This is a genomic window from Streptomyces sp. KL2, from assembly GCF_046529545.1.
Lineage (GTDB): Bacteria > Actinomycetota > Actinomycetes > Streptomycetales > Streptomycetaceae > Streptomyces > Streptomyces radiopugnans.
On sequence record NZ_CP127170.1, the window covers coordinates 4982705 to 5002038 of the forward strand.

At 72.8% G+C, this 19334-nt stretch carries 18 protein-coding genes; 10 read left to right on the forward strand and 8 right to left on the reverse strand.

Annotation, left to right across the window (positions count from 1 at the left end):
• Window positions 1-29 precede the first annotated feature (29 nt).
• Together QPK52_RS22420 and QPK52_RS22425 are read right to left on the reverse strand one after the other, a co-directional pair.
• Complete coding sequence (locus QPK52_RS22420) at window positions 30-887, reverse strand: 3-hydroxybutyryl-CoA dehydrogenase (RefSeq protein ID WP_093662411.1); 858 nt, start codon at window positions 885-887, stop codon at window positions 30-32.
• Window positions 888-1045: 158 nt separating this feature from the next.
• Window positions 1046-3763 (reverse strand): cellulose binding domain-containing protein, encoded by a 2718-nt coding sequence (locus QPK52_RS22425; RefSeq protein WP_410539248.1) that lies wholly within the window; start codon window positions 3761-3763, stop codon window positions 1046-1048.
• 229 nt (window positions 3764-3992) lie between these two features.
• On the opposite strand from QPK52_RS22425, the gene QPK52_RS22430 reads away from it, so the two are divergent.
• The gene (locus QPK52_RS22430; protein WP_410539250.1) at window positions 3993-5246 is read left to right on the forward strand and encodes a glycoside hydrolase family 10 protein; all 1254 of its coding nucleotides are present in this window, start codon (window positions 3993-3995) and stop codon (window positions 5244-5246) included.
• A 61-nt stretch (window positions 5247-5307) separates the two neighbouring features.
• On the opposite strand, the gene QPK52_RS22435 is transcribed toward QPK52_RS22430, so the two are convergent.
• Window positions 5308-5529: a DUF1918 domain-containing protein gene (locus QPK52_RS22435; protein WP_093662414.1), complete on the reverse strand. Its 222-nt coding sequence runs from the start codon at window positions 5527-5529 to the stop codon at window positions 5308-5310.
• Between the two features lie 485 nt (window positions 5530-6014).
• Between QPK52_RS22435 and QPK52_RS22440 the strand changes: the two genes are divergently transcribed.
• Window positions 6015-6587, forward strand: coding sequence for a histidine phosphatase family protein (locus tag QPK52_RS22440; protein WP_410539251.1), 573 nt, complete (start codon window positions 6015-6017; stop codon window positions 6585-6587).
• Between the two features lie 58 nt (window positions 6588-6645).
• On the opposite strand, the gene QPK52_RS22445 is transcribed toward QPK52_RS22440, so the two are convergent.
• Window positions 6646-7395: a MerR family transcriptional regulator gene (locus QPK52_RS22445; protein WP_410539252.1), complete on the reverse strand. Its 750-nt coding sequence runs from the start codon at window positions 7393-7395 to the stop codon at window positions 6646-6648.
• 136 nt (window positions 7396-7531) lie between these two features.
• Window positions 7532-8326, reverse strand: coding sequence for a LysR family transcriptional regulator substrate-binding protein (locus QPK52_RS22450; RefSeq protein WP_410539253.1), 795 nt, complete (start codon window positions 8324-8326; stop codon window positions 7532-7534).
• Window positions 8327-8390: 64 nt separating this feature from the next.
• On the opposite strand from QPK52_RS22450, the gene QPK52_RS22455 reads away from it, so the two are divergent.
• The 6 genes from QPK52_RS22455 (at window position 8391) to QPK52_RS22480 (ending at window position 14176) form a co-directional block, all read left to right on the forward strand.
• Complete coding sequence (locus QPK52_RS22455) at window positions 8391-8774, forward strand: DUF5997 family protein (protein WP_093662422.1); 384 nt, start codon at window positions 8391-8393, stop codon at window positions 8772-8774.
• A 240-nt stretch (window positions 8775-9014) separates the two neighbouring features.
• A complete protein-coding gene (gene argC, locus QPK52_RS22460) occupies window positions 9015-10043 on the forward strand; it encodes an N-acetyl-gamma-glutamyl-phosphate reductase (protein WP_410539254.1) in 1029 nt (342 codons plus the stop codon).
• A gap of 201 nt (window positions 10044-10244) precedes the next feature.
• Window positions 10245-11396 carry a bifunctional glutamate N-acetyltransferase/amino-acid acetyltransferase ArgJ gene (gene argJ / locus QPK52_RS22465; RefSeq protein WP_410539255.1) on the forward strand — a complete coding sequence of 384 codons (1152 nt, stop codon included), beginning with the start codon at window positions 10245-10247 and terminating at the stop codon, window positions 11394-11396.
• Entirely contained in the window at window positions 11393-12397 is a 1005-nt protein-coding gene (argB, locus tag QPK52_RS22470; RefSeq protein ID WP_410539256.1) for an acetylglutamate kinase, read from the forward strand. Before argJ ends, argB begins: the two co-directional genes overlap by 4 nt.
• Entirely contained in the window at window positions 12394-13608 is a 1215-nt protein-coding gene (locus tag QPK52_RS22475; RefSeq protein ID WP_410539257.1) for an acetylornithine transaminase, read from the forward strand. The genes argB and QPK52_RS22475 overlap by 4 nt, the downstream gene beginning before the upstream one ends.
• A gap of 7 nt (window positions 13609-13615) precedes the next feature.
• Window positions 13616-14176: an arginine repressor gene (locus tag QPK52_RS22480; protein WP_093662430.1), complete on the forward strand. Its 561-nt coding sequence runs from the start codon at window positions 13616-13618 to the stop codon at window positions 14174-14176.
• Between the two features lie 37 nt (window positions 14177-14213).
• Here QPK52_RS22480 and QPK52_RS22485 read toward each other — a convergent pair whose 3' ends face one another.
• From QPK52_RS22485 to QPK52_RS22495, 3 genes are all read right to left on the reverse strand, one after another.
• On the reverse strand, window positions 14214-14780 hold the full coding sequence (locus tag QPK52_RS22485; RefSeq protein WP_410539258.1) for a GNAT family N-acetyltransferase: 567 nt from the start codon (window positions 14778-14780) through the stop codon (window positions 14214-14216).
• 179 nt (window positions 14781-14959) lie between these two features.
• Window positions 14960-15505, reverse strand: coding sequence for a GNAT family N-acetyltransferase (locus tag QPK52_RS22490; RefSeq protein WP_410539259.1), 546 nt, complete (start codon window positions 15503-15505; stop codon window positions 14960-14962).
• Window positions 15506-15559: 54 nt separating this feature from the next.
• On the reverse strand, window positions 15560-16147 hold the full coding sequence (locus QPK52_RS22495; protein ID WP_410539260.1) for a pyridoxamine 5'-phosphate oxidase family protein: 588 nt from the start codon (window positions 16145-16147) through the stop codon (window positions 15560-15562).
• 298 nt (window positions 16148-16445) lie between these two features.
• On the opposite strand from QPK52_RS22495, the gene QPK52_RS22500 reads away from it, so the two are divergent.
• Together QPK52_RS22500 and argH are read left to right on the forward strand one after the other, a co-directional pair.
• A complete protein-coding gene (locus QPK52_RS22500) occupies window positions 16446-17642 on the forward strand; it encodes an argininosuccinate synthase (protein WP_410539261.1) in 1197 nt (398 codons plus the stop codon).
• A 178-nt stretch (window positions 17643-17820) separates the two neighbouring features.
• Window positions 17821-19287 (forward strand): argininosuccinate lyase, encoded by a 1467-nt coding sequence (gene argH, locus QPK52_RS22505; protein ID WP_410539262.1) that lies wholly within the window; start codon window positions 17821-17823, stop codon window positions 19285-19287.
• Window positions 19288-19334: the final 47 nt, after the last annotated feature.

A 19334-nucleotide genomic window follows, 5' to 3' on the forward strand; every position in this document is an offset into this window, starting at 1 on the left:
CACCGGGCGGGCCGGCGTGCCGCGGGGTGTCAGTAGGTGTAGAAGCCCGCGCCGGTCTTGCGGCCCAGGCGGCCGGCGTCGACCATCCGCTGCAGCAGCGGCGGGGCGGCGTACAGCGGCTCCTTGTACTCCTCGTACATCGAGTACGCGACCGAGGCGACGGTGTCCAGGCCGATGAGGTCGGCGAGCTTGAGCGGCCCCATGGGGTGCGCGCAGCCCATCTCCATCCCGTTGTCGATGTCCTCGCGGCTGGCGATGCCCGTCTCGAACATCCGGATCGCCGAGAGCAGGTACGGGATCAGCAGCGCGTTGACCACGAAGCCCGAGCGGTCCTGGGCGCGGATGGCGTGCTTGCCCAGCAGCTTGACGACCGCGGTCTCGGCCCGCGCGATGGTGTCGTCGGAGGTGGTCAGCGCGGGGATCAGCTCCACCAGCCGCTGCACCGGCGCGGGGTTGAAGAAGTGGATGCCGATCACCCGGTCCGGGCGGGAGGTCGCCACGGCCAGCTTCACCAGCGGGATGGAGGAGGTGTTGGAGGCCAGGATCGCCTCCGGGCTGGTCACCACCTGGTCGAGGATCTGGAAGATCTCGGTCTTGACCTGCTCGTTCTCCACGACCGCCTCGATCACCAGATCACGGTCGGCGAACTCGCCGAGGTCGGTGGTGAAGGACAGGCGCTCCAGGGTGGCGTCGCGCTCCGCCTCGCTGATCTTGCCCCGTGCGGCGGCCTTGTCCAGGGAGGTCACCAGCCGGGTACGGCCTATCTCCAGGGCTTCGCCGGTGGTCTCGGCGACCATGACGTCCAGGCCGGCCCGTGCGCAGACCTCGGCGATACCCGAGCCCATCTGGCCGCAGCCCACCACTCCGACGCGTTCGATGTCGGTCACATCGTGCCTTTCGCTGATCCACTGGTCCGTGACGCCGCCCCCGTACGGTTCCGGCCGCAGCGCCTCGCCGACCGACGTTACCGCGTCGCGCCGGGGAAACGGTCGGCCGGGGCGCGCAGCCCCGGCCGACCGGTCGTCCGGACAGTGGTCCGGTGCGGTCAGCCCGTGGCGCAGGCCGCTCCGTTGAGCTCGAAGGCGGCGGGGACGCCGTTGGAGCCCGACCAGGAGCCGGTGAAGCCGAAGGACGCCGAAGCGCCCGGCTCCAGCCGCGCGTTCCAGCCCACCGAGGAGGCCGTCACCGTCGCGCCGCTCTGGGTGAAGGAGGCGTTCCACATCTGGCCGACCCGCTGGCCGTCGGCGAAGGACCAGACCGCCTTCCAGCCGTCGAGGGCCGTCGTGCCGGTGTTCCGCACGGTGACGTCGGCCTGGAAGCCGCCCTGCCACTGGTTGGTGACCTTGTAGGCGACGGCGCACCGCGCGGTGCCGGGGTCTTCAGGCTCCTCAGGGTCCTCCGGGTCCTCCGGGTCCGTCGGATCCGTGGGGTCGGTCGTCCCGGGGCTGTCGCCGTAGAGGATGCCGCGGCCGTTGGTGGAGACGTAGACCCGGCCGTACACCCGCGGGTCGCCGGTGATGTCCGCGCCGGTCCAGCCCCACTGGTGGGCGTCGTCGTTGATCCGCACCCAGCTCGACCCGGCGTCGTCGGAGCGGTAGATCCCCCGCACCCCGCCGATCTTCGCGCTGCTGTACAGGGCGGGGTGGGACGCGCCCGGCGCGGCCTTGCCGAAGCCGATGGTGTCCGCCTCCTCGACGCCCTCGACCCGGGTGAAGCTCTTCCCGCCGTCGGTGGAGCGCCATAGCCCGTAGGCGTCGCCGCCGCCGCCCGCGAGCCAGATGTGGCCCTCCTTCCCGGGCACGGCCTTGAAGCGGACGTTGCCGTCGGCGGGCAGTCCGGTGGCGCCGGAGGCCGTGAAGGTGGCGCCGCCGTCGCCGCTGACGTAGAAGGTGCCGTCGAGGAAGCCGTAGAAGGTGTCGGCGTCCACCCGGTCCGCCTCGACGCGCGCGCCCGCCGGGATGCCCCGCGAGGCCGACCAGGAGCTGCCGTAGCCGGTGGTGCGGTACACACCGGCGCCCTCCGGGCTCCAGACGAAACCGCTCGCGTCGGCCGCCGCGGCCACCGTACCGCCGCCGGTCACCCCGGGCGGCCGGCTGCCGCCGGCGAACCAGTTGGCGCCGTTGTCGGTGGAGAAGGCGATGCTCCCGGCGCTCCCGCCGCCCTGGTCGTCGCTGCTGCCGACCCGGACCACCGTGTTCGGGTTCTTCTCCGCGTAGTCCAGGCTGGAGACGTTGCCCATGAAGGGCGACTGGTACATCAGCTCCGGCACCCGGTCCAGGTCGGTGTGGCGGAAGCCGCCGATGTCGAGCATGCCGCTGAGCAGCGGGGCTCCGGAGGGCGGGCTGATCAGGTCGTTGACCGCGGTCTCCTCAAGGCCTCTGACCATCGGCTTGATGGTGAAGGTCTCGTCGCGGTCCCAGGCGGTCAGCTCCTCGGTGCCGTAGATCGTGGCCCCGGTGCCGTACATCATCCGGTCGGAGTCGAACGGGTCGATCTCCAGCGACTCGGTCATCCAGCCCAGCTTCGGCGCCGTCTCCGGTGGCGAGGGGTTGCCGCCGAAGGTCAGCCAGGGCACGGAGGAGACGTCCATGGTGAAGCGGTCGGAGCGGTTGGGGTAGCCGTCGTACTCCCAGGCCCGGGTCCAGGTCTCGCCGCTGTCGGTGCTGCGGAAGATCTGGGTGTCCGGCCACCAGGAGCTGTAGCCGGTGACCATGAGCGTGCCCGGGGCCCGGCGGTCGACCGTCAGCCCGCTGTAGCCGAAGTAGGTGTCGGCCTCGGGCACCGGGCTGACGTCCGTCCACTCGCCGCTGCCGGTGTCGTACCGCCACACCTGGCCCTTCCCGCCGTCGTACGGGCCGCCGGTGTCGGAGGTCGCGATGTAGAGGTGGCCGCTGTCGGTGTCCAGCACGCCCTTGTGGGGGAGGTAGCCGGTGGGCTGGCCGGGGACGGCCTCCCAGGTGGTGCCGCCGTCGGTGGAGCGGTAGACCGACTCCTCCTTGTCGGCGACGCCGACGTAGATCGTCCGCGTCCGGCTTCCGGTGCCGCCGGTTCGCTCGTCGAAGGTGACCCAGACGACGCCGACCTCGTCCGTCAGGTAGCTGTTGTCGCTCTCCGGGTCGGGCACGTAGGTGCCGGGGTTGGGGAAGCTCTCCACCTCCGACCAGGTGACGCCGGAGTCGGTGCTGCGCCACAGGCCGTGGCCGCTGGGGGCGCCCAGGTAGAGGACGCGGTTGTCGTTGGGGTCGACGGCCAGCCGCTCGCCCATGCCCCGGCCCGGCATGTTCCCGCCGAGCTTGAAGGGCAGTTCGGCGGTCTTCCAGGTGGCCCCGCGGTCCGATGAGCGCATGACCGCGCCGTTGTTCGGGTCCCAGTCGTTGGTGTAGTTGCCGACGGCGACGTACACGTTGTCGGGGTCGACGGGGTCGGTGGCCAGGGACGCGACGCCCGTGTGGCCCCACTTGTCCCAGCCGACGGAGTCCAGCAGCGGTGTCCACCGCTTCCCGGCCTCGTCCCAGCGGTAGGCGCCGCCGATGTCGGTGCGGGCGTAGACCAGGTCCTTCTCCGAGGGGTTGAAGACGATGCCGGGCACGAAGCCGCCACCGTCGATCCGGACGTTCTTCCAGGTGTAGCTGTCGGCCGAGACCTCGACGCCCTGTCCCCGGGCTTCGGGGCCGGCCGAGGCCGGGTCAGCGGAGGCGGTCAGTAATCCTCCGGCCAGAGCCAGCGCCGCCAGGGCGGCGCCGGCCGATCGTCTTCCGGGCACGGATACGTCCTCTCCGGGCAGATCCGCCCATGTGGGCGGTGCGGGGGTGAACCAGTGAGTGGGAGCGCTCCCAGATGTGCGGATGCTAGTTGTCGAACGGTGTTCGCATAAGGGGGTGTGTCAAGAGGGCGATGTGGCGCGGACGGGCGCCCGGTCGTCCGTTACGCGGAGTTGCCATGCCGCTACCCTGTCGGGATGATCGGGTGAGTCGTCGTCAGGAGGAGGCAGCATGGGGCTTTTCTCTCGGAGGACCTTCGGTGCGGCGGCGGTCGGGGTGCTCTCCGGCTCGCTGCTGACCGGCCCGGGGGCGGGAACCGCGTCCGCCGGGGAGTCGGGGGGCGCCCGGTACGGGCAGCGCCCGCAGTTGCGCGGGGTGTGGGTGGCGACCGTCGCCAACATCGACTGGCCGGCCAGGCCCGGGCTCGCCGCGGCCGAGCAGCGAAGACAACTGCTGGCCCATCTGGACACGGCGGTCGAGCGCCGCCTCAACACGGTTTTCCTCCAGGTGCGGCCCACCGCGGACGCCCTGTGGCCCTCGCCGTACGAGCCCTGGGCGCAGTACCTCACCGGCACCCAGGGCGAGGACCCCGGCTGGGATCCGCTGGGCTTCGCCGTGTACGAGGCGCACCGGCGCGGGCTGGAGCTGCACGCCTGGTTCAACCCCTACCGGGTGGCCAACCACGCCGACCCCGCGCGGCTGGCCGCGTCCCACCCCGCGCGCCGCCACCCGGAGTGGGTGGTGCCCTACGGCGGCAAGCTCTACTACAACCCCGGGCTGCCCGAGGTGCGCGCCTTCGTCCAGGACGCGATGTTCGACGCGGTGGAACGCTACGACATCGACGGCGTGCACTGGGACGACTACTTCTACCCGTACCCGGTGGCGGGCCAGGTCTTCGACGACGACGAGGCGTACGAGCGCTACGGCGGCGCCTTCGACGACCGGGCCGACTGGCGGCGCGACAACATCGACCAGCTGGTGCGCGAGACCGCGCTGCGTCTGAGGCGGACCAAGCCGCGCGTGCGCTTCGGGATCAGTCCCTTCGCCGTGTGGCGCAACGCGGGCACCGACCCGGAGGGCTCCGACACCCGCGCGGGCGTGCAGACGTACGACGACCTGTACGCCGACACCCGCAAGTGGGTGCGCGAGCGCTGGGTCGACCAGATCGTGCCCCAGGTGTACTGGAACATCGGCTTCGCGGCCGCCGACTACGCGAAGCTGGTGCCCTGGTGGGCCGATGTGGTGCGCGGCACCGGCGTCGAACTCCACATCGGCGAGGCGCTCTACAAGGCGGGCGATCCGGCCCAGGGGCCGGCCTGGCACGACCCGGCCGAGCTCTCCCGCCATCTGACGCTCTGCGGCCGTCACCCCGAGGTCCGCGGCAACGTCTACTTCTCGGCGAAGCACGTCGCCGCGGACCCGATCGGGGCGATGAGCCGGGTGGTGGAGGACCACTACGACCGTCCGGTGCGGGCACCCCGCTAGCCGGTCTCCCGCGGCGGCCCCCGTCTGTCCGTCTCCTTCGGTCCGGTACGCGGCCCCGGCGTCAGCGGCGCCGGGGTTCGCCGTGCTCCAGCAGGGGCTCGCCGTGGTGCCGCACCACGGAGTCGGGCCCCGGCGACATCACGGTCTCGTGTCCGTCCTCGAAGCGGACCCGGTACGGCGGCTCGCCGTTCGTCCCCAGTACCTCGATGATCTCCGCGACCCTCTCGTGCTGCCCCACGAACCTGCCGTGGACCAGCAGCAGGTCGCCCACGTTCGCCTGCATCGGCGGTCTCCTTCTGTCCGTATCGAGAAGAAAAAGCCCTTTGGTCACGATTCTAGGTGCGGAGAGGGGCCGGGCGCCCGCGAGCGCGGAAACGCGGGGAGACCCGGGGAGCGCGGGGAGGCGGAGGGGAGAGCGGGCAGGCGGAGGGGGAGCGGGGCGGAACCGGTCGGCGGTCCGCACGACGGCTGCCGGGCTCTCCCGCCACGAGCACCGCGTACGAGATCTCCGCCGACCCCGCCGCCCGCGGCCGGGGCCCGGGGAAGACGCCGGTGGAAGCCGCGCTCGCGGAGCCGGGGCCGTACGGGCCGAAGCGGGTGCCGCCGGCCGCGGAGGACGCGCACGGGCTCTGCGAGGGGTTCGGCTTCCGCCCGCCGGCGGAACCCGGACGGCTGATGGCGCTGGTCCCCCGGTGATCCGGGCATACGTCCGAAAACAGTCCGTGCCCGACCGTCGAACAATCCGGTTCACGGTTCTACCATCCGGTAATGCACCTGCGGATCACGCTTCTCGCCGCCGCCCGCAGCTCATCCCTGCTGGACGTGCGCTTCGAGGACGACCGCCCCCTGGACGCCGCCGGGTGGCGGGAGGCCGAGCGGGCCATTCCGGCGTACGCGCACCTGGCGGGCGCCGAACTGCGCTACTGCTCGCCGACCATGCGCTGCCGCGAGACCGGGGACGTGCTGGGCATGCGGCCGCTGGCCCAGCCCGCGCTGCGCGAGTGCGACATGGGCCGGTGGCGCGGGTGCACCTTCAAGGAGGTCGCGGCGAGGGAGCCGCGGGCCGTGGACGCCTGGCTCGCCGACCCCCACGCCACCCCGCACGGCGGGGAGTCGCTGTTCTCCTTCATCCTGCGGGTCGGAGACTGGCTCGACACCCGGCCGGGCGGCGAGGGCGAGACCCTGATCGCCGCGGTCGTCGAACCGACGGTGCTGCGCGCGGCCGCGGTGTACGCGCTGAAGGCTCCGCCGCACACCTACTGGCGCGTGGACGTCCGGCCGCTGTCGTCGGTCACCCTGGCCGGGTGGGCGGGGGACTGGACACTGGCCATGGACCACTGACGGCCTCCGGGGCCTCCGGGCCGCGCTCCGGAGGCCCCGGTCCCGGGAGCCGGAACCCCTACAGCTCACGCTCGGCGTAGGCGCTCATGGCGTCCCGGACGAAGGCCGCCGTGCCCTCGCCGTACCGGTCGTAGGTGGCGGTGAAACGGGGGTCGTCGACGTACATCTGCCCGAGCCCGGCGAACTGCTCCGCGCTGGGGCGCCTGCCCTGCCAGCCGCCGCAGACCCACTCGTAGTGCCGCCGGGTGATCGCGAGCACCTCGTCGCTGTCCGGCGCGAGACCGGCCCGGTGGGCGCGGGCGTAGTCGGTGGTGATGTCGATCTGGCGCTGCTGGAAGGACTTCTTGTCGTCCTCCGTCAGCGAACGCCACCAGCGGTCGCCACGCTCGAAGGCGTCGCGGCCCCAGCGTTCGATCACCTCGTCCTTGTACCTGGTGTGGTCGAAACCGTCGAGAGCCTCCTCGGGCATAAGGGGCTCGCCTCCTTTCATCCTGGCCAACGTCTTCCGTACCGACTCGATCCGCCGGCCCAGGCGCTCCCGCTCCTGCTCGAGCAGCTCCAGATGGGTGTGCAGCGCGGCGGCCGCGTCCCGCTGCCCGTCGAGCGCTTCGGAGATGGCCGCCAGCCCCAGGCCGAGTTCGCGCAGCAGCAGGATCCGCTGGAGCCGCACCAGCGCGTGCTCGTCGTAGTAGCGGATTCCGCCGTGCCCGACCCGGCTGGGACGCAGCAGCCCGACGGCGTCGTAGTGGCGCAGGGTGCGGCTGGTGGTCCCGGCCGAGCGGGCGATCTGCTGAATGGACCATTCCATCGCCTGTGGCCTCCGAGTCCCCGGTGGTTCGGTCGGTGCAGACGACGCTAGGGGTTTACGCAGCGTCAACCGCAAGCCCGGTGTCCGGGCTCTTCTCCGGTGGCAGCGGAGGGACGGTGCGGGCGCTGCGGAGGCGCTACGACCTGCGGCGGGGCCTGCCCCGCCTGCCGCCCCCGGAGCCCTTGGCGCCGCCGGAGCCGCGCCGGGGGGTCCGGCCGGTCTGCCCGCCTGCAGCGGACTTCCGCCGCGCGCCGCCCCCGTCCGAGCGCTTCGGTTTCGGCTTCTCCTGCTTGCCCGGCTCGGGCCCCTCGGCGGCGGGGCGGCGGCCCCGGGTGCTGTTGACGGTCCGCCCCCGGACGATCCCGATGAAGTCCTCCACCAGGTCGGTGGTCCGGTCCTCCCGCCACGACAGCGCGACGCGCGACTGGGGAGTGCCCGTGACCGGCCGGTAGGTGAGGTCCCTGCGGTGGTGCAGGCGGGCGAGCGACTGCGGTACGACCAGCAGCCCCACCCCCGCCGCCACCAGCTCGACCGCGTCCGCCGTCGTGGCGGGGCGCTCGAAGGCGGGCCGCCCCGGCGGGCGCTCCCAGTCCAGGGTGTCGTCGAGGGGGTGCAGCACGATCTCGTCGGCCAGTTCCTCGGCGGACACCTCCTCGGCCGCTGTCACGAGGTGGTCCTTGGGGACCACCACCACCGTGGTCTCGGTGTAGAGGGGGATCGCGCTGAGATCCGTCCGGTCGGTGGGAAGCCGCAGGAAACCCGCGTCGGCGCCGCCGTCGCGCAGCACGCCGGACGCCTCGGCGGCGGGCACCTGGACGAGGTCGAGCGGGATGCCGGGCAGGCGCTCGTTCCAGATTCGCACCCACTTGGTGGGCGTCACTCCCGGGACGTACGCGAGCCGGAACGAGGGGGATGCTTCCGAGCCGTTCACCGAGCCAGGCTACCGGGGAGCCGGGTGGCTGGAGGAGCCGTGGGCGCTCGATACCCTGGACCCCATGAAGTCGCAGCAGACCGCCCAGACGATGAAGCCCGCCACCGCGGCGAAGAAGCTGGGCGTGTACCTCGAGGCCACCCCCGCCGAGTTCCGGGAGGGCGTCGTCTCGCGCGCGGAACTGAACGCGCTGCAGACCGACCCGCCCGAGTGGCTGCGGGAGCTGCGGCGCAACGGACCGCACCCCCGTCCGGTGGTCGCGGCGAAGCTGGGCGTCTCCAACTCGGGGCTCGCGCGCGGCGGGATCACCGAGCCCCTGACCACCGAGCAGATCGAGGCGCTGAAGGCGGAGAACCCCGAGTGGCTGCAGAAGGAGCGCGCCACCCAGGCCGAGGTCCGCAAGGAGGCGGCGCGCCTGAAGGAGCGGAAGGCGGAGCAGGGCGACTGATCCCACCCGCCGTACTCCCGATTCCGGCCTCCGCCCCCGCGGCGCCCGTGTGACGCCGCATCCGTGCCCGTCACCCGCGGCCCCGGCCGCGCCCTTCCCCGGCCCGCCGACCGGTCCCTGCGACCGGCCGGCGGGCCGTACGTCTTCCGGGGCCGCTCCCCGGAGTCCCCGGCGCCGCACGGATTCATTGCATAAAACTGCTGACGTGCGTATAGTCATGCCATCGATGAGGAGGATTCCATGGCAGTGCGAGCGGCGGTGGCGGGAGCGAGCGGCTACGCGGGAGGCGAGATCCTGCGCCTGCTGGCCGGGCACCCCGAGGTCGAGATCGGGGCGCTGACGGGCAACTCCAACGCCGGGCAGCGTCTGGGCGCGCTCCAGCCGCACCTGCCGCCGCTGGCCGACCGTGTCCTGGAGGTCACCACGGCGGAGGCGCTGAGCGGCCACGACGTGGTCTTCCTCGCCCTGCCGCACGGCCAGTCCGCGGCCGTCGCCGGGCAGCTCGGCGACGATGCGCTGGTCATCGACTGCGGCGCCGACTTCCGGCTGAGGGACCCGGGGGACTGGGAGCGTTTCTACGGCACGCCGCACGCCGGCACCTGGCCGTACGGCCTCCCCGAGCTGCCGGGGGCACGCGACGCGCTGACGGGGTCCCGGCGCGTCGCGGTCCCCGGCTGCTACCCGACGGCCGTGACGCTCGCGCTCTTCCCGGCGTTCGCGGCCTCTCTGGTCGAGCCCGACGTGGTGGTGGTCGCGGCCACCGGCACCTCGGGGGCCGGCAAGGCGCCCAAGCCCCATCTGCTGGGCAGCGAGGTGATGGGCTCGATGAGCCCCTACGGTGTCGGCGGCGGCCACCGGCACACCCCGGAGATGGCCCAGAACCTCTCGGCCGTCGCGGACGAACCGGTCACGGTCTCCTTCACCCCGACCCTCGCCCCGATGTCCCGGGGCATCCTGGCCACCTGCACCGCCAAGGCCCGGCCCGGCCTGACCGCCGACCGGCTGCGCGAGGCGTACGGCAAGGCGCTGGCCGCCGAGCCGTTCGTCCACCTGCTGCCCGAGGGCCAGTGGCCGTCCACCGCCGCCGTGTACGGCTCCAACAGCGTGCTGGTGCAGGTCGCGTACGACGAGGCGGCGGACCGCGTGATCGCCGTCAGCGCCATCGACAACCTCACCAAGGGGACCGCGGGCGGCGCGGTGCAGAGCATGAACCTCGCCCTCGGCATCCCCGAGGAGACCGGCCTTCCCGTCACCGGGGTCGCCCCGTGAACCGGGGACACCTCCCGGCGGTGGCCGGGAGCGCACGCGCGGCTGCCGGTCCGCTGTCGGCGATGATGCCCGCGCGGTGCCGCGTGGGCGGAGAAGAGAACGGAGAGACACCGTGAGCGGCGCACGCGCGGCTGCCGGTCCGCTGTCGGCGATGATGCCCGCGCGGTGCCGCGTGGGCGGAGAAGAGAACGGAGAGACACCGTGAGCGTGACCGCGGCCAAGGGATTCACCGCGGCGGGGATCGCCGCCGGGATCAAGGACAACGGCAACCCGGATCTGGCTCTGGTCGTCAACACAGGGCCGCGGCTGGCCGCCGCCGGCGTGTTCACCTCGAACCGGGTCAAGGCCGCCCCCGTGCTCTGGTCCGAGCAGGTCCTCAGGGGCGGGCAGGTCTCGGCGGTCGTCCTCAACTCCGGCGGCGCCAACGCCTGCACCGGCCCGCTCGGCTTCCAGGACACCCACGCCACCGCCGAGAAGGCCGCCGAGGTGCTCGGCCACAGCGCCGGCGAGGTCGCCGTCTGCTCCACCGGCCTGATCGGCGTGCGGCTGCCGATGGACCGGCTGCTGCCGGGGATCGAGGAGGCCGCGAAGGAGCTCTCCGCGTACGGGGGCGACAAGGCCGCCATCGCGATCAAGACGACCGACACCGTGCACAAGACCGCCGTCGCCGAGGGCGCCGGCTGGGTCGTGGGCGGTATGGCCAAGGGCGCGGGCATGCTCGCCCCCGGTCTGGCGACCATGCTGGTCGTCCTCACCACCGACGCCGACGTGGACGCCCCCGGGCTGGACGCCGCGCTGCGCGAGGCCACCCGCACCACCTTCGACCGCGTCGACTCCGACGGCTGCATGTCCACCAACGACACCGTGCTGCTGCTCGCCTCCGGCGCCTCGGGGATCGCCCCGGAGGCGAGGGAGTTCGCCGAGGCCGTGCGGTCCGTCTGCGACGACCTGGCGCAGCAGCTGATCCGGGACGCCGAGGGGGCTTCCAAGGACATCCGGATCGAGGTGGTGAACGCGGCGAGTGAGGACGACGCCGTCGAGGTGGGCCGTTCCATCGCCCGCAACAACCTCCTCAAGTGCGCCGTCCACGGCGAGGACCCCAACTGGGGCCGGGTGCTCTCCGCCATCGGCACCACATCCGCCGCCTTCGAGCCCGACCGGCTGAACGTCGCCATCAACGGGGTGTGGGTCTGCCGCGACGGTTCGGTGGGCGAGGACCGCGAGCTGGTGGACATGCGCTACCGCGAGGTCCGCATCACAGCCGACCTGGCGGCGGGCGACGAGTCCGCCGTCATCTGGACCAACGACCTCACCGCCGACTACGTCCACGAGAACAGCGCTTATTCGTCATGAGCACACGTAGGCACACCGCCCTGCCCAAGGCCCAGATCCTCATCGAGGCGCTGCCCTGGCTGACCCGCCACCACGGAAAGACCGTGGTCGTCAAGTTCGGCGGCAACGCCATGGTCGACGAGGACCTGAAGGCCGCGTTCGCCCAGGACGTGGTCTTCCTGCGGCACGCGGGCCTCAAGCCCGTCGTCGTCCACGGCGGCGGTCCGCAGATCAGCGCCCACCTGGACAGGCTCGGCCTGGCCAGCGAGTTCAAGGCCGGACTGCGGGTCACCACCGAGGAGGCCATGGACGTCGTGCGGATGGTGCTGGCCGGCCAGGTGCAGCGCGAACTGGTCGGTCTGCTCAACCGGCACGGCCCGCTCGCCGTCGGCATGACCGGCGAGGACGCGCACACCCTGACCGCCACCAAGCGCTACGCGCACATCGACGGCGAGAAGGTGGACATCGGCCGCGTCGGAGAGATCACCGAGGTCGACGCGGGCGCCGTCCAGGCCCTGCTGGACGACGGCCGTATCCCGGTGATCTCCTCCATCGCCCGCAGCGCCGACGACGGGCACGTCTACAACATCAACGCCGACACCGCCGCCGCGGCCCTCGCCGCTGCGCTCGGCGCCGAGACGCTGATGGTGCTCACCGACGTCGAGGGCCTCTACGAGGACTGGCCCAACAGCGACGACGTGATCAGCCGCCTGACCGCGAGCGAACTGGAGAGGCTGCTGCCGGACCTGGCCAGCGGCATGGTGCCCAAGATGGAGGGCTGCCTGTACGCCGTGCGCAACGGCGTCAACACCGCCCGGGTCATCGACGGGCGCGTCCAGCACTCCATCCTGCTGGAGATCTTCACCGACGAGGGGATCGGGACCATGGTCGTGCCGGACGGAACCGCACCGGACAGGACCGCACCGGACAGGACCGCACCGGACAGGACCGCTCCGGACGAGACCGTGACGGACGAGGCCGCGACGCGGGAGACGGCGGCGGAGAAGGAGCAGCGGGCATGAACGACACCGCCGCCACACCCGGCAACGCCGGTCTCACCCGGCGCTGGCAGGGCGCGCTGATGGACAACTACGGCACCCCCCGCATCCCGATCACCCGCGGCGAGGGCGCCCGGCTGTGGGACGCCGACGGCAGGGAGTACCTGGACTTCGTCGCAGGCATCGCCGTCAACTCGCTCGGCACCGGCCATCCGGCGGTCGTCCGAGCGGTCTCCGAGCAGATCGCCACCCTCGGCCACGTCTCCAACCTCTTCGTCGCCGAACCCCCGGTCGCCCTCGCCGAGCGGCTGCTCCAGCTCTTCGGCCGTCCCGGACGCGTCTACTTCTCCAACTCCGGGGCGGAGGCCGTCGAGGCGGCGTTCAAGATCGGCCGCCGGACCGGCCGGACGCACATGGTCGCCACCGCCGGCGGCTTCCACGGCCGCACCATGGGCGCCCTCGCGCTGACCGGCCAGCCCGCCAAACGCGATCCCTTCCTGCCGCTGCCCGGCGAGGTCACCCACGTCCCCTACGGCGACGCCGACGCGCTGCGGGCGGCCGTCACCGAGGAGACCGCCCTGGTGATCGTCGAGCCGGTCCAGGGCGAGAACGGCGTCGTCGTCCCGCCCGAGGGCTACCTGGCCGCCGCCCGCGAGATCACCGCCGCCACCGGTTCCCTGCTGGTGCTCGACGAGGTCCAGACGGGCATCGGCCGCACCGGGCACTGGTTCGCCTGCCAGGCGCAGGGGGTGCGGCCCGACGTCGTCACCCTCGCCAAGGGGCTGGGAGCCGGACTGCCCATCGGCGCCACGGTCGCCTTCGACGAGGCCGCCGAACTGCTGGGCCCCGGCCACCACGGCTCCACCTTCGGCGGCAACCCGGTCTCCTGCGCGGCGGCGCTCGCCGTCCTGGACACCATCGCCTCCGAGGGACTCCTCGACCACGTCAAGCGGATCGGCGGCCGGCTGCGCGAGGCCGTCCGGGCACTGGGACACCCGTTGGTCGACCAGGTCCGCGGCGCCGGGCTGCTGCTCGGTATCGTACTGACCGAACCCGTCGCACCCCAGGTGCAGCAGGCTGCCCAGGACGCGGGCTTCCTGGTGAACGCGTGCGGTCCGGACGTCGTCCGGCTGGCACCACCGCTGATCATCGGCGAAGCCGAGGTGGACGCGCTGGTCCGGTCCCTCCCCGCCGTCCTCGACGCCGTCGACGGGACCCGACGAGCCGGAGACTGACGAGACGATGACCGAGGCGCAGGCGCAGGGCGGCAACCACGGCGGCCCGGCCGTACCCCACACGCGTACGGCCCGGCACCGCCGGATCGTGGAGATCCTGAACCGCGAGCCGGTCCGGTCCCAGAGCCAGCTCGCCAAGCTGCTCGCCGACGACGGGCTGAGCGTCACCCAGGCGACGCTCAGCCGGGACCTCGACGAGCTGGGGGCGGTCAAGATCCGCAACACCGGGGGCGAGCTGATCTACGCCGTCCCCGGCGAGGGCGGCGACCGCACGCCCCGGGCTCCGCTGGGGGAGTCCGCGAGCGAGGCGAGGATGGCGCGGCTGGCGGGCGAACTGCTGATCTCGGCCGAGGCGTCGGCCAATCTGGTGGTGCTGCGCACCCCGCCCGGCGCCGCCCAGTTCCTCGCCTCGGCCATCGACCAGGCGGAGGTGCACGACATCATCGGCACCATCGCGGGCGACGACACCCTGCTGCTGATCAGCCGCCACCCCACCGGCGGCCAGGCCCTGGCCGACCATCTGCTGCGGCTGGCGCAGAAGAACTCCCACCAGGGCAACGCCACCTGACGGATTCCGGGCCCCGGCAGCCGCCGGGTGCGCTCCGTCAGCCGCGCGCGCCGTGCCCGGCGGCGGTCCGCCACTCGTGCGCCAGCAGAGCCCAGACCTGGAGGTCGTGACGGCGGCCGCCCATGGAGAACACACTGCGCAGCGTGCCCTCGTGCGTCATGCCCAGCCGCCGGGCCACCGCGATGCTGGGCCGGTTGTCGGGGGAGACCAGCCACTCCACCCGCGCCAGGCCGCGCACCCCGACCGCCCAGTCGATCATGCGCCGGGCGGCGGTGGTCACCAGCCCGCGCCCCTGCGCCTCGGGCGCCAGCCAGGCCCCCAGCTCACAGGAGCCCTCGGAAGCGCTGAACAGCCGGAAGAGCATGCCGCCCACCAGCTCGCCGTCGAGCCGGATGCCGTAGATCCGGCCCTCGTCGGCGGCCTGCTTGTCGGCGTACCGCTGGAGGAAGGCCCGGGCCGAGGCGGTGTCGGTGACGGTGTGCGCCCACGGCAGCCAGGGCGCCAGATGGTCGCGCGCCCGGTCGGTGTACGCGGCCAGCTCCGCCGCCTGCCACGGCTCCAGGGGGCACAGCTCCGCGCCGCCGCCGAGAGGGGTGCTGAACATGGGGGGCTCCTCGCAGGGTCGCTCGCAGGGGGTGGGGCGTGCGGTCGCGGCGGTCCCGCCGGTCCCGGCAACGCCATGATCGAACCCGCCGTCACGCTAGCGGCGCCCGCCGCGCGGAACCAGCCGGTGGACGGCGGACCGGCGGGCGGTCGCGCGCCCGGTGCCCGCCGTCCACCGGATCAGAGCGGCTTCTTGTGGAAGAGGGTCGTGGGCCGGAGCACGCCCTCGGTGTCCGCCGCGTAGTCGGGGATCGTGCCGGCCTCGGTCCAGCCGGCCGAGCGGTAGAGGCGCTCGGCCGGGCTGCCGGTCTGGGTGTCCAGCACCAGCAGGGAGATCCCCGCGCCGGCGGCCTCCCGTTCGGCCGTCGCCAGCAGCCGCCGGCCCAGCCCCCGGCCCCGGGCGTCCCGGTGCACGATCAGCTTGGCCATCTCCGCGCGGTGGCGGCCGTTGGGCATGCCGCAGAACCTGAGCTGCACGGTCCCCAGGATCCGGCCGCCGCTCCGGGCGGCCCACACCACCGTCCGGCCGTCGGCGACCTCGGGTGCCAGGCCCTCCCACCAGGCCGCCGCCTCGGCGGGATCGAGCGGGGCGAGGAAGCCGATCGACGAGCCGCCCTCGACGGCGTCGCGGAGCAGGGCGGCCAGGTCCCGGGCCGCGGCGAGGAGATCGGCGGCCGGCAGGCGGGTGATCACCGGCGGGGCGCTGCTGATGTGTTCGGTTCGCACCGCCCGATGGAACTCCTTCCGGGGCCCTGGCCGCAAGGACGTTCCGCCAGGTGGTCAGGAGGGGGTGGGCGGCAGGGGGAGCGGCAGGCCCGGAAGGCCGTCGATGCTGGTGGCGACGTGCTCCTTCTTGTGGAAGTACGCGTCCAGCGACTCGTCCGTCTCGCGCTCGAAGCGCGAGCGGTGCAGTGGGCGGTCGCTCTCGTACGTCATCAGCGGCACGGCGTAGCCGCAGGTGTCGCGGATCAGCTCGGCGGTGACCACGATGATCGCGCGCAGGCCGTGCCGGGAGTGGTCGATGCCGGGGAAGCGGCCGACCAGCTCCCCCCAGCGCGGGTCGTCGCGGAAGACGGGCTCCCCGCGGCCGTGGACGCGCACGATGTTCGGCGGGCCGGAGAAGGCGCACCACATCAGGGTTATGCGGCCGTTCTCCCGCAGATGGGCGACGGTCTCGGCGTTGGAGCCGGCGAAGTCGAGATAGGCGACGGTGCGTTCGTCCAGGACGGCGAAGGAACCCCTCAGCCCCTTGGGGGAGAGGTTGACGGTGCCGTCGCCGGACAGCGGCGCGGTGGCGGTGAAGAAGACGGGCTGGGCCTCTATGAAGTCCCGCAGCCGTCCGTCGATGCGTTCGTATGTCTTTCCCACATTGGCATCATGCCGCCGCGAGGGCGTACGTGCCCGGTGATTACGGCGCGGGCCGGGCACATGGCCGGAGGCAGGGGCGGGCGCGGCGGGAGCGGCAGCCGGCAGGGGAGGGGACGCTGACGCCGCCCACGGCCGCCGGGGACGTGGAGCGCAGCCCGCGGCCGTGCCCGCCGAGGTGCCGCGGATCACCGGAAGGCCGTTGACCTGCTCTTTCTCCGGCCACCAGGTGCGCTTTGACGAATCATGCGGAGGAGTGCATACTTATACCAGTCACCGCATGCATCGTAAGGAGTCCCCCGTGACCGAGCGCGTCGTACTCGCCTACTCCGGTGGCCTGGACACCTCCGTCTGCATCGGCTGGATCGCCGAGGAGACGGGCGCCGAGGTCATCGCCGTCGCCGTCGACGTCGGCCAGGGCGGAGAGGACCTGGACGTCATCCGCAAGCGCGCGCTCGCCTGCGGTGCCGTCGAGGCCGAGGTCGCCGACGCCAAGGACGAGTTCGCCGAGGAGTACTGCCTCCCCGCGATCAAGGCGAACGCGCTCTACATGGACCGCTACCCGCTGGTCTCCGCCCTCTCCCGGCCGACCATCGTCAAGCACCTGGTGGCCGCCGCCAGGAAGCACGGCGCCACCACCGTCGCCCACGGCTGCACCGGCAAGGGCAACGACCAGGTGCGGTTCGAGGCGGGCATCTCCTCCCTGGCCCCCGAGCTGAAGTGCATCGCGCCGGTGCGGGACTACGCCATGACGCGCGACAAGGCCATCGCCTTCGCCGAGGACAAGGGCCTGCCGATCGCCACCACCAAGAAGTCGCCGTACTCCATCGACCAGAACGTCTTCGGGCGGGCCGTGGAGACCGGTTTCCTGGAGGACATCTGGAACGCGCCGATCGAGGACGTCTACGACTACACCCAGAACCCGGCCACCGCGCGCGAGGCCGACGAGGTGGTCATCACCTTCGACAAGGGCGTCCCCGTGGCCCTCGACGGCAGGCCCGTCACCGTCCTGCAGGCCATCCAGCAGCTCAACGAGCGGGCCGGGGCGCAGGGCGTGGGCCGGATCGACATGGTCGAGGACCGCCTGGTGGGCATCAAGTCCCGCGAGGTCTACGAGGCGCCGGGCGCCATCGCGCTGATCACCGCCCACCAGGAGCTGGAGAACGTCACGGTCGAGCGCGAACTGGCCCGCTACAAGCGGCAGGTGGAGCAGCGGTGGAGCGAGCTGGTCTACGACGGCCTGTGGTTCTCCCCGCTCAAGCGCGCCCTGGACGGCTTCGTGGAGGAGGCCAACGAGCATGTGTCCGGCGACATCCGGATGACCCTGCACGGCGGCCGGGCCACCGTCACCGGCCGGCGCTCCCACAAGTCGCTGTACGACTTCAACCTGGCCACCTACGACACCGGCGACACCTTCGACCAGTCGATGTCCAGGGGTTTCATCGAGATCTTCGGCATGAGCAGCAAGATCGCCGCCAAGCGGGACCTCGCGCAGTAACCTGCCCCCGCGGCAGCCGCACACCGCACACCGCCCGCCTCCTCCGCCCCGTGGCGGGGGAGGCGGGCGCCTTCCCGTCCCGCCGGGCCGGCGCCGTCCGAGACCGTCCCGCACCGTCCGACACGGCCCAGCACGCCCGGCACGTCCAGCACGACCGGCAAGCGCACGAGGAGCACCGATGACCAACGCCCCCCAGACCCCGCCCCCCGCCGCAGGCGGCGACGTACGGCTGTGGGGCGGCCGGTTCGCCGACGGACCGGCCGAGGCGCTGGCCGCCCTCTCGGCCTCCGTCCACTTCGACTGGCGGCTGGCCCCCTACGACATCGCCGGGTCGCGCGCCCACGCCCGGGTGCTGCACCGGGCCGGGCTGCTGACCGCCGACGAGCTGGAGAGGATGCTCGCCGGCCTCGACCGCCTGGCGGCCGACGTCGCCGACGGCACCTTCACCGGCACCGTCGCCGACGAGGACGTGCACACCGCCCTCGAGCGCGGCCTGCTGGAGCGCCTCGGCCCGGAACTCGGCGGCAAGCTGCGCGCCGGGCGCTCCCGCAACGACCAGGTCGCCACGCTGTTCCGGATGTACCTGCGCGACCACGCCCGGATCATCGGCGGCCTGCTCGCCGATCTGAACGAGGCCCTGGTCTCCCTGGCCGAGGCGCACCCGGACGTGGCGATGCCCGGCCGCACCCACCTCCAGCACGCCCAGCCGGTCCTCTTCGCCCACCATGTCCTCGCCCACGTCCAGGCGCTGTCCCGGGACGCCGAGCGGCTGCGGCAGTGGGACGCGCGCACCGCCGTCTCGCCCTACGGGTCGGGGGCGCTGGCGGGCTCCTCACTCGGCCTGGACCCCCGCGCCGTCGCCGCCGACCTCGGCTTCGAGCACGGCTCGGCCGCCAACTCCATCGACGGCACCGCATCGCGCGACTTCGTCGCCGAGTTCGCCTTCATCACCGCGATGATCGGTGTGGACCTCTCCCGGATCGCGGAGGAGGTGATCATCTGGAACACCAAGGAGTTCTCCTTCGTCACCCTCCACGACGCCTTCTCCACCGGCTCGTCGATCATGCCGCAGAAGAAGAACCCGGACATCGCCGAGCTGGCGCGAGGCAAGTCCGGCCGGCTCATCGGCAACCTCACCGGGCTGCTGGCCACTCTCAAGGCGCTGCCGCTGGCGTACAACCGCGACCTGCAGGAGGACAAGGAGCCGGTCTTCGACTCCTGCGACCAGCTGGAGATCCTCCTCCCGGCGTTCACCGGGATGATGGCCACCCTCACCGTCAACCGCGAGCGGATGGCCGAGCTGGCCCCGGCCGGCTTCTCCCTGGCCACCGATGTCGCCGAGTGGCTGGTGAAGCGGGGTGTGCCGTTCCGGGACGCGCACGAGATCGCGGGGGAGTGCGTCAAGGTCTGCGAGGCCGCCGGGATCGAGCTGGACGAGCTGACCGACGAGCAGTTCGCGCGGATCTCGCCCCACCTCACCCCCGAGGTCCGCACCGTGCTGAGCGTCTCCGGCGCCCTGGCCTCCCGCGACGGACGGGGCGGCACCGCGCCGTCCGCCGTCGCCGTCCAGCTCGCCGAGGTCAAGGAGGACCTGGCCCGGCAGCGGGAGTGGGCCGAGGAGCCCCGCCCCGGCGCTGTGAGCTGACCGGCCGCCAGGCCCCTGCCAGGTCTCTGCCGGGCCCCCGCCGGCCC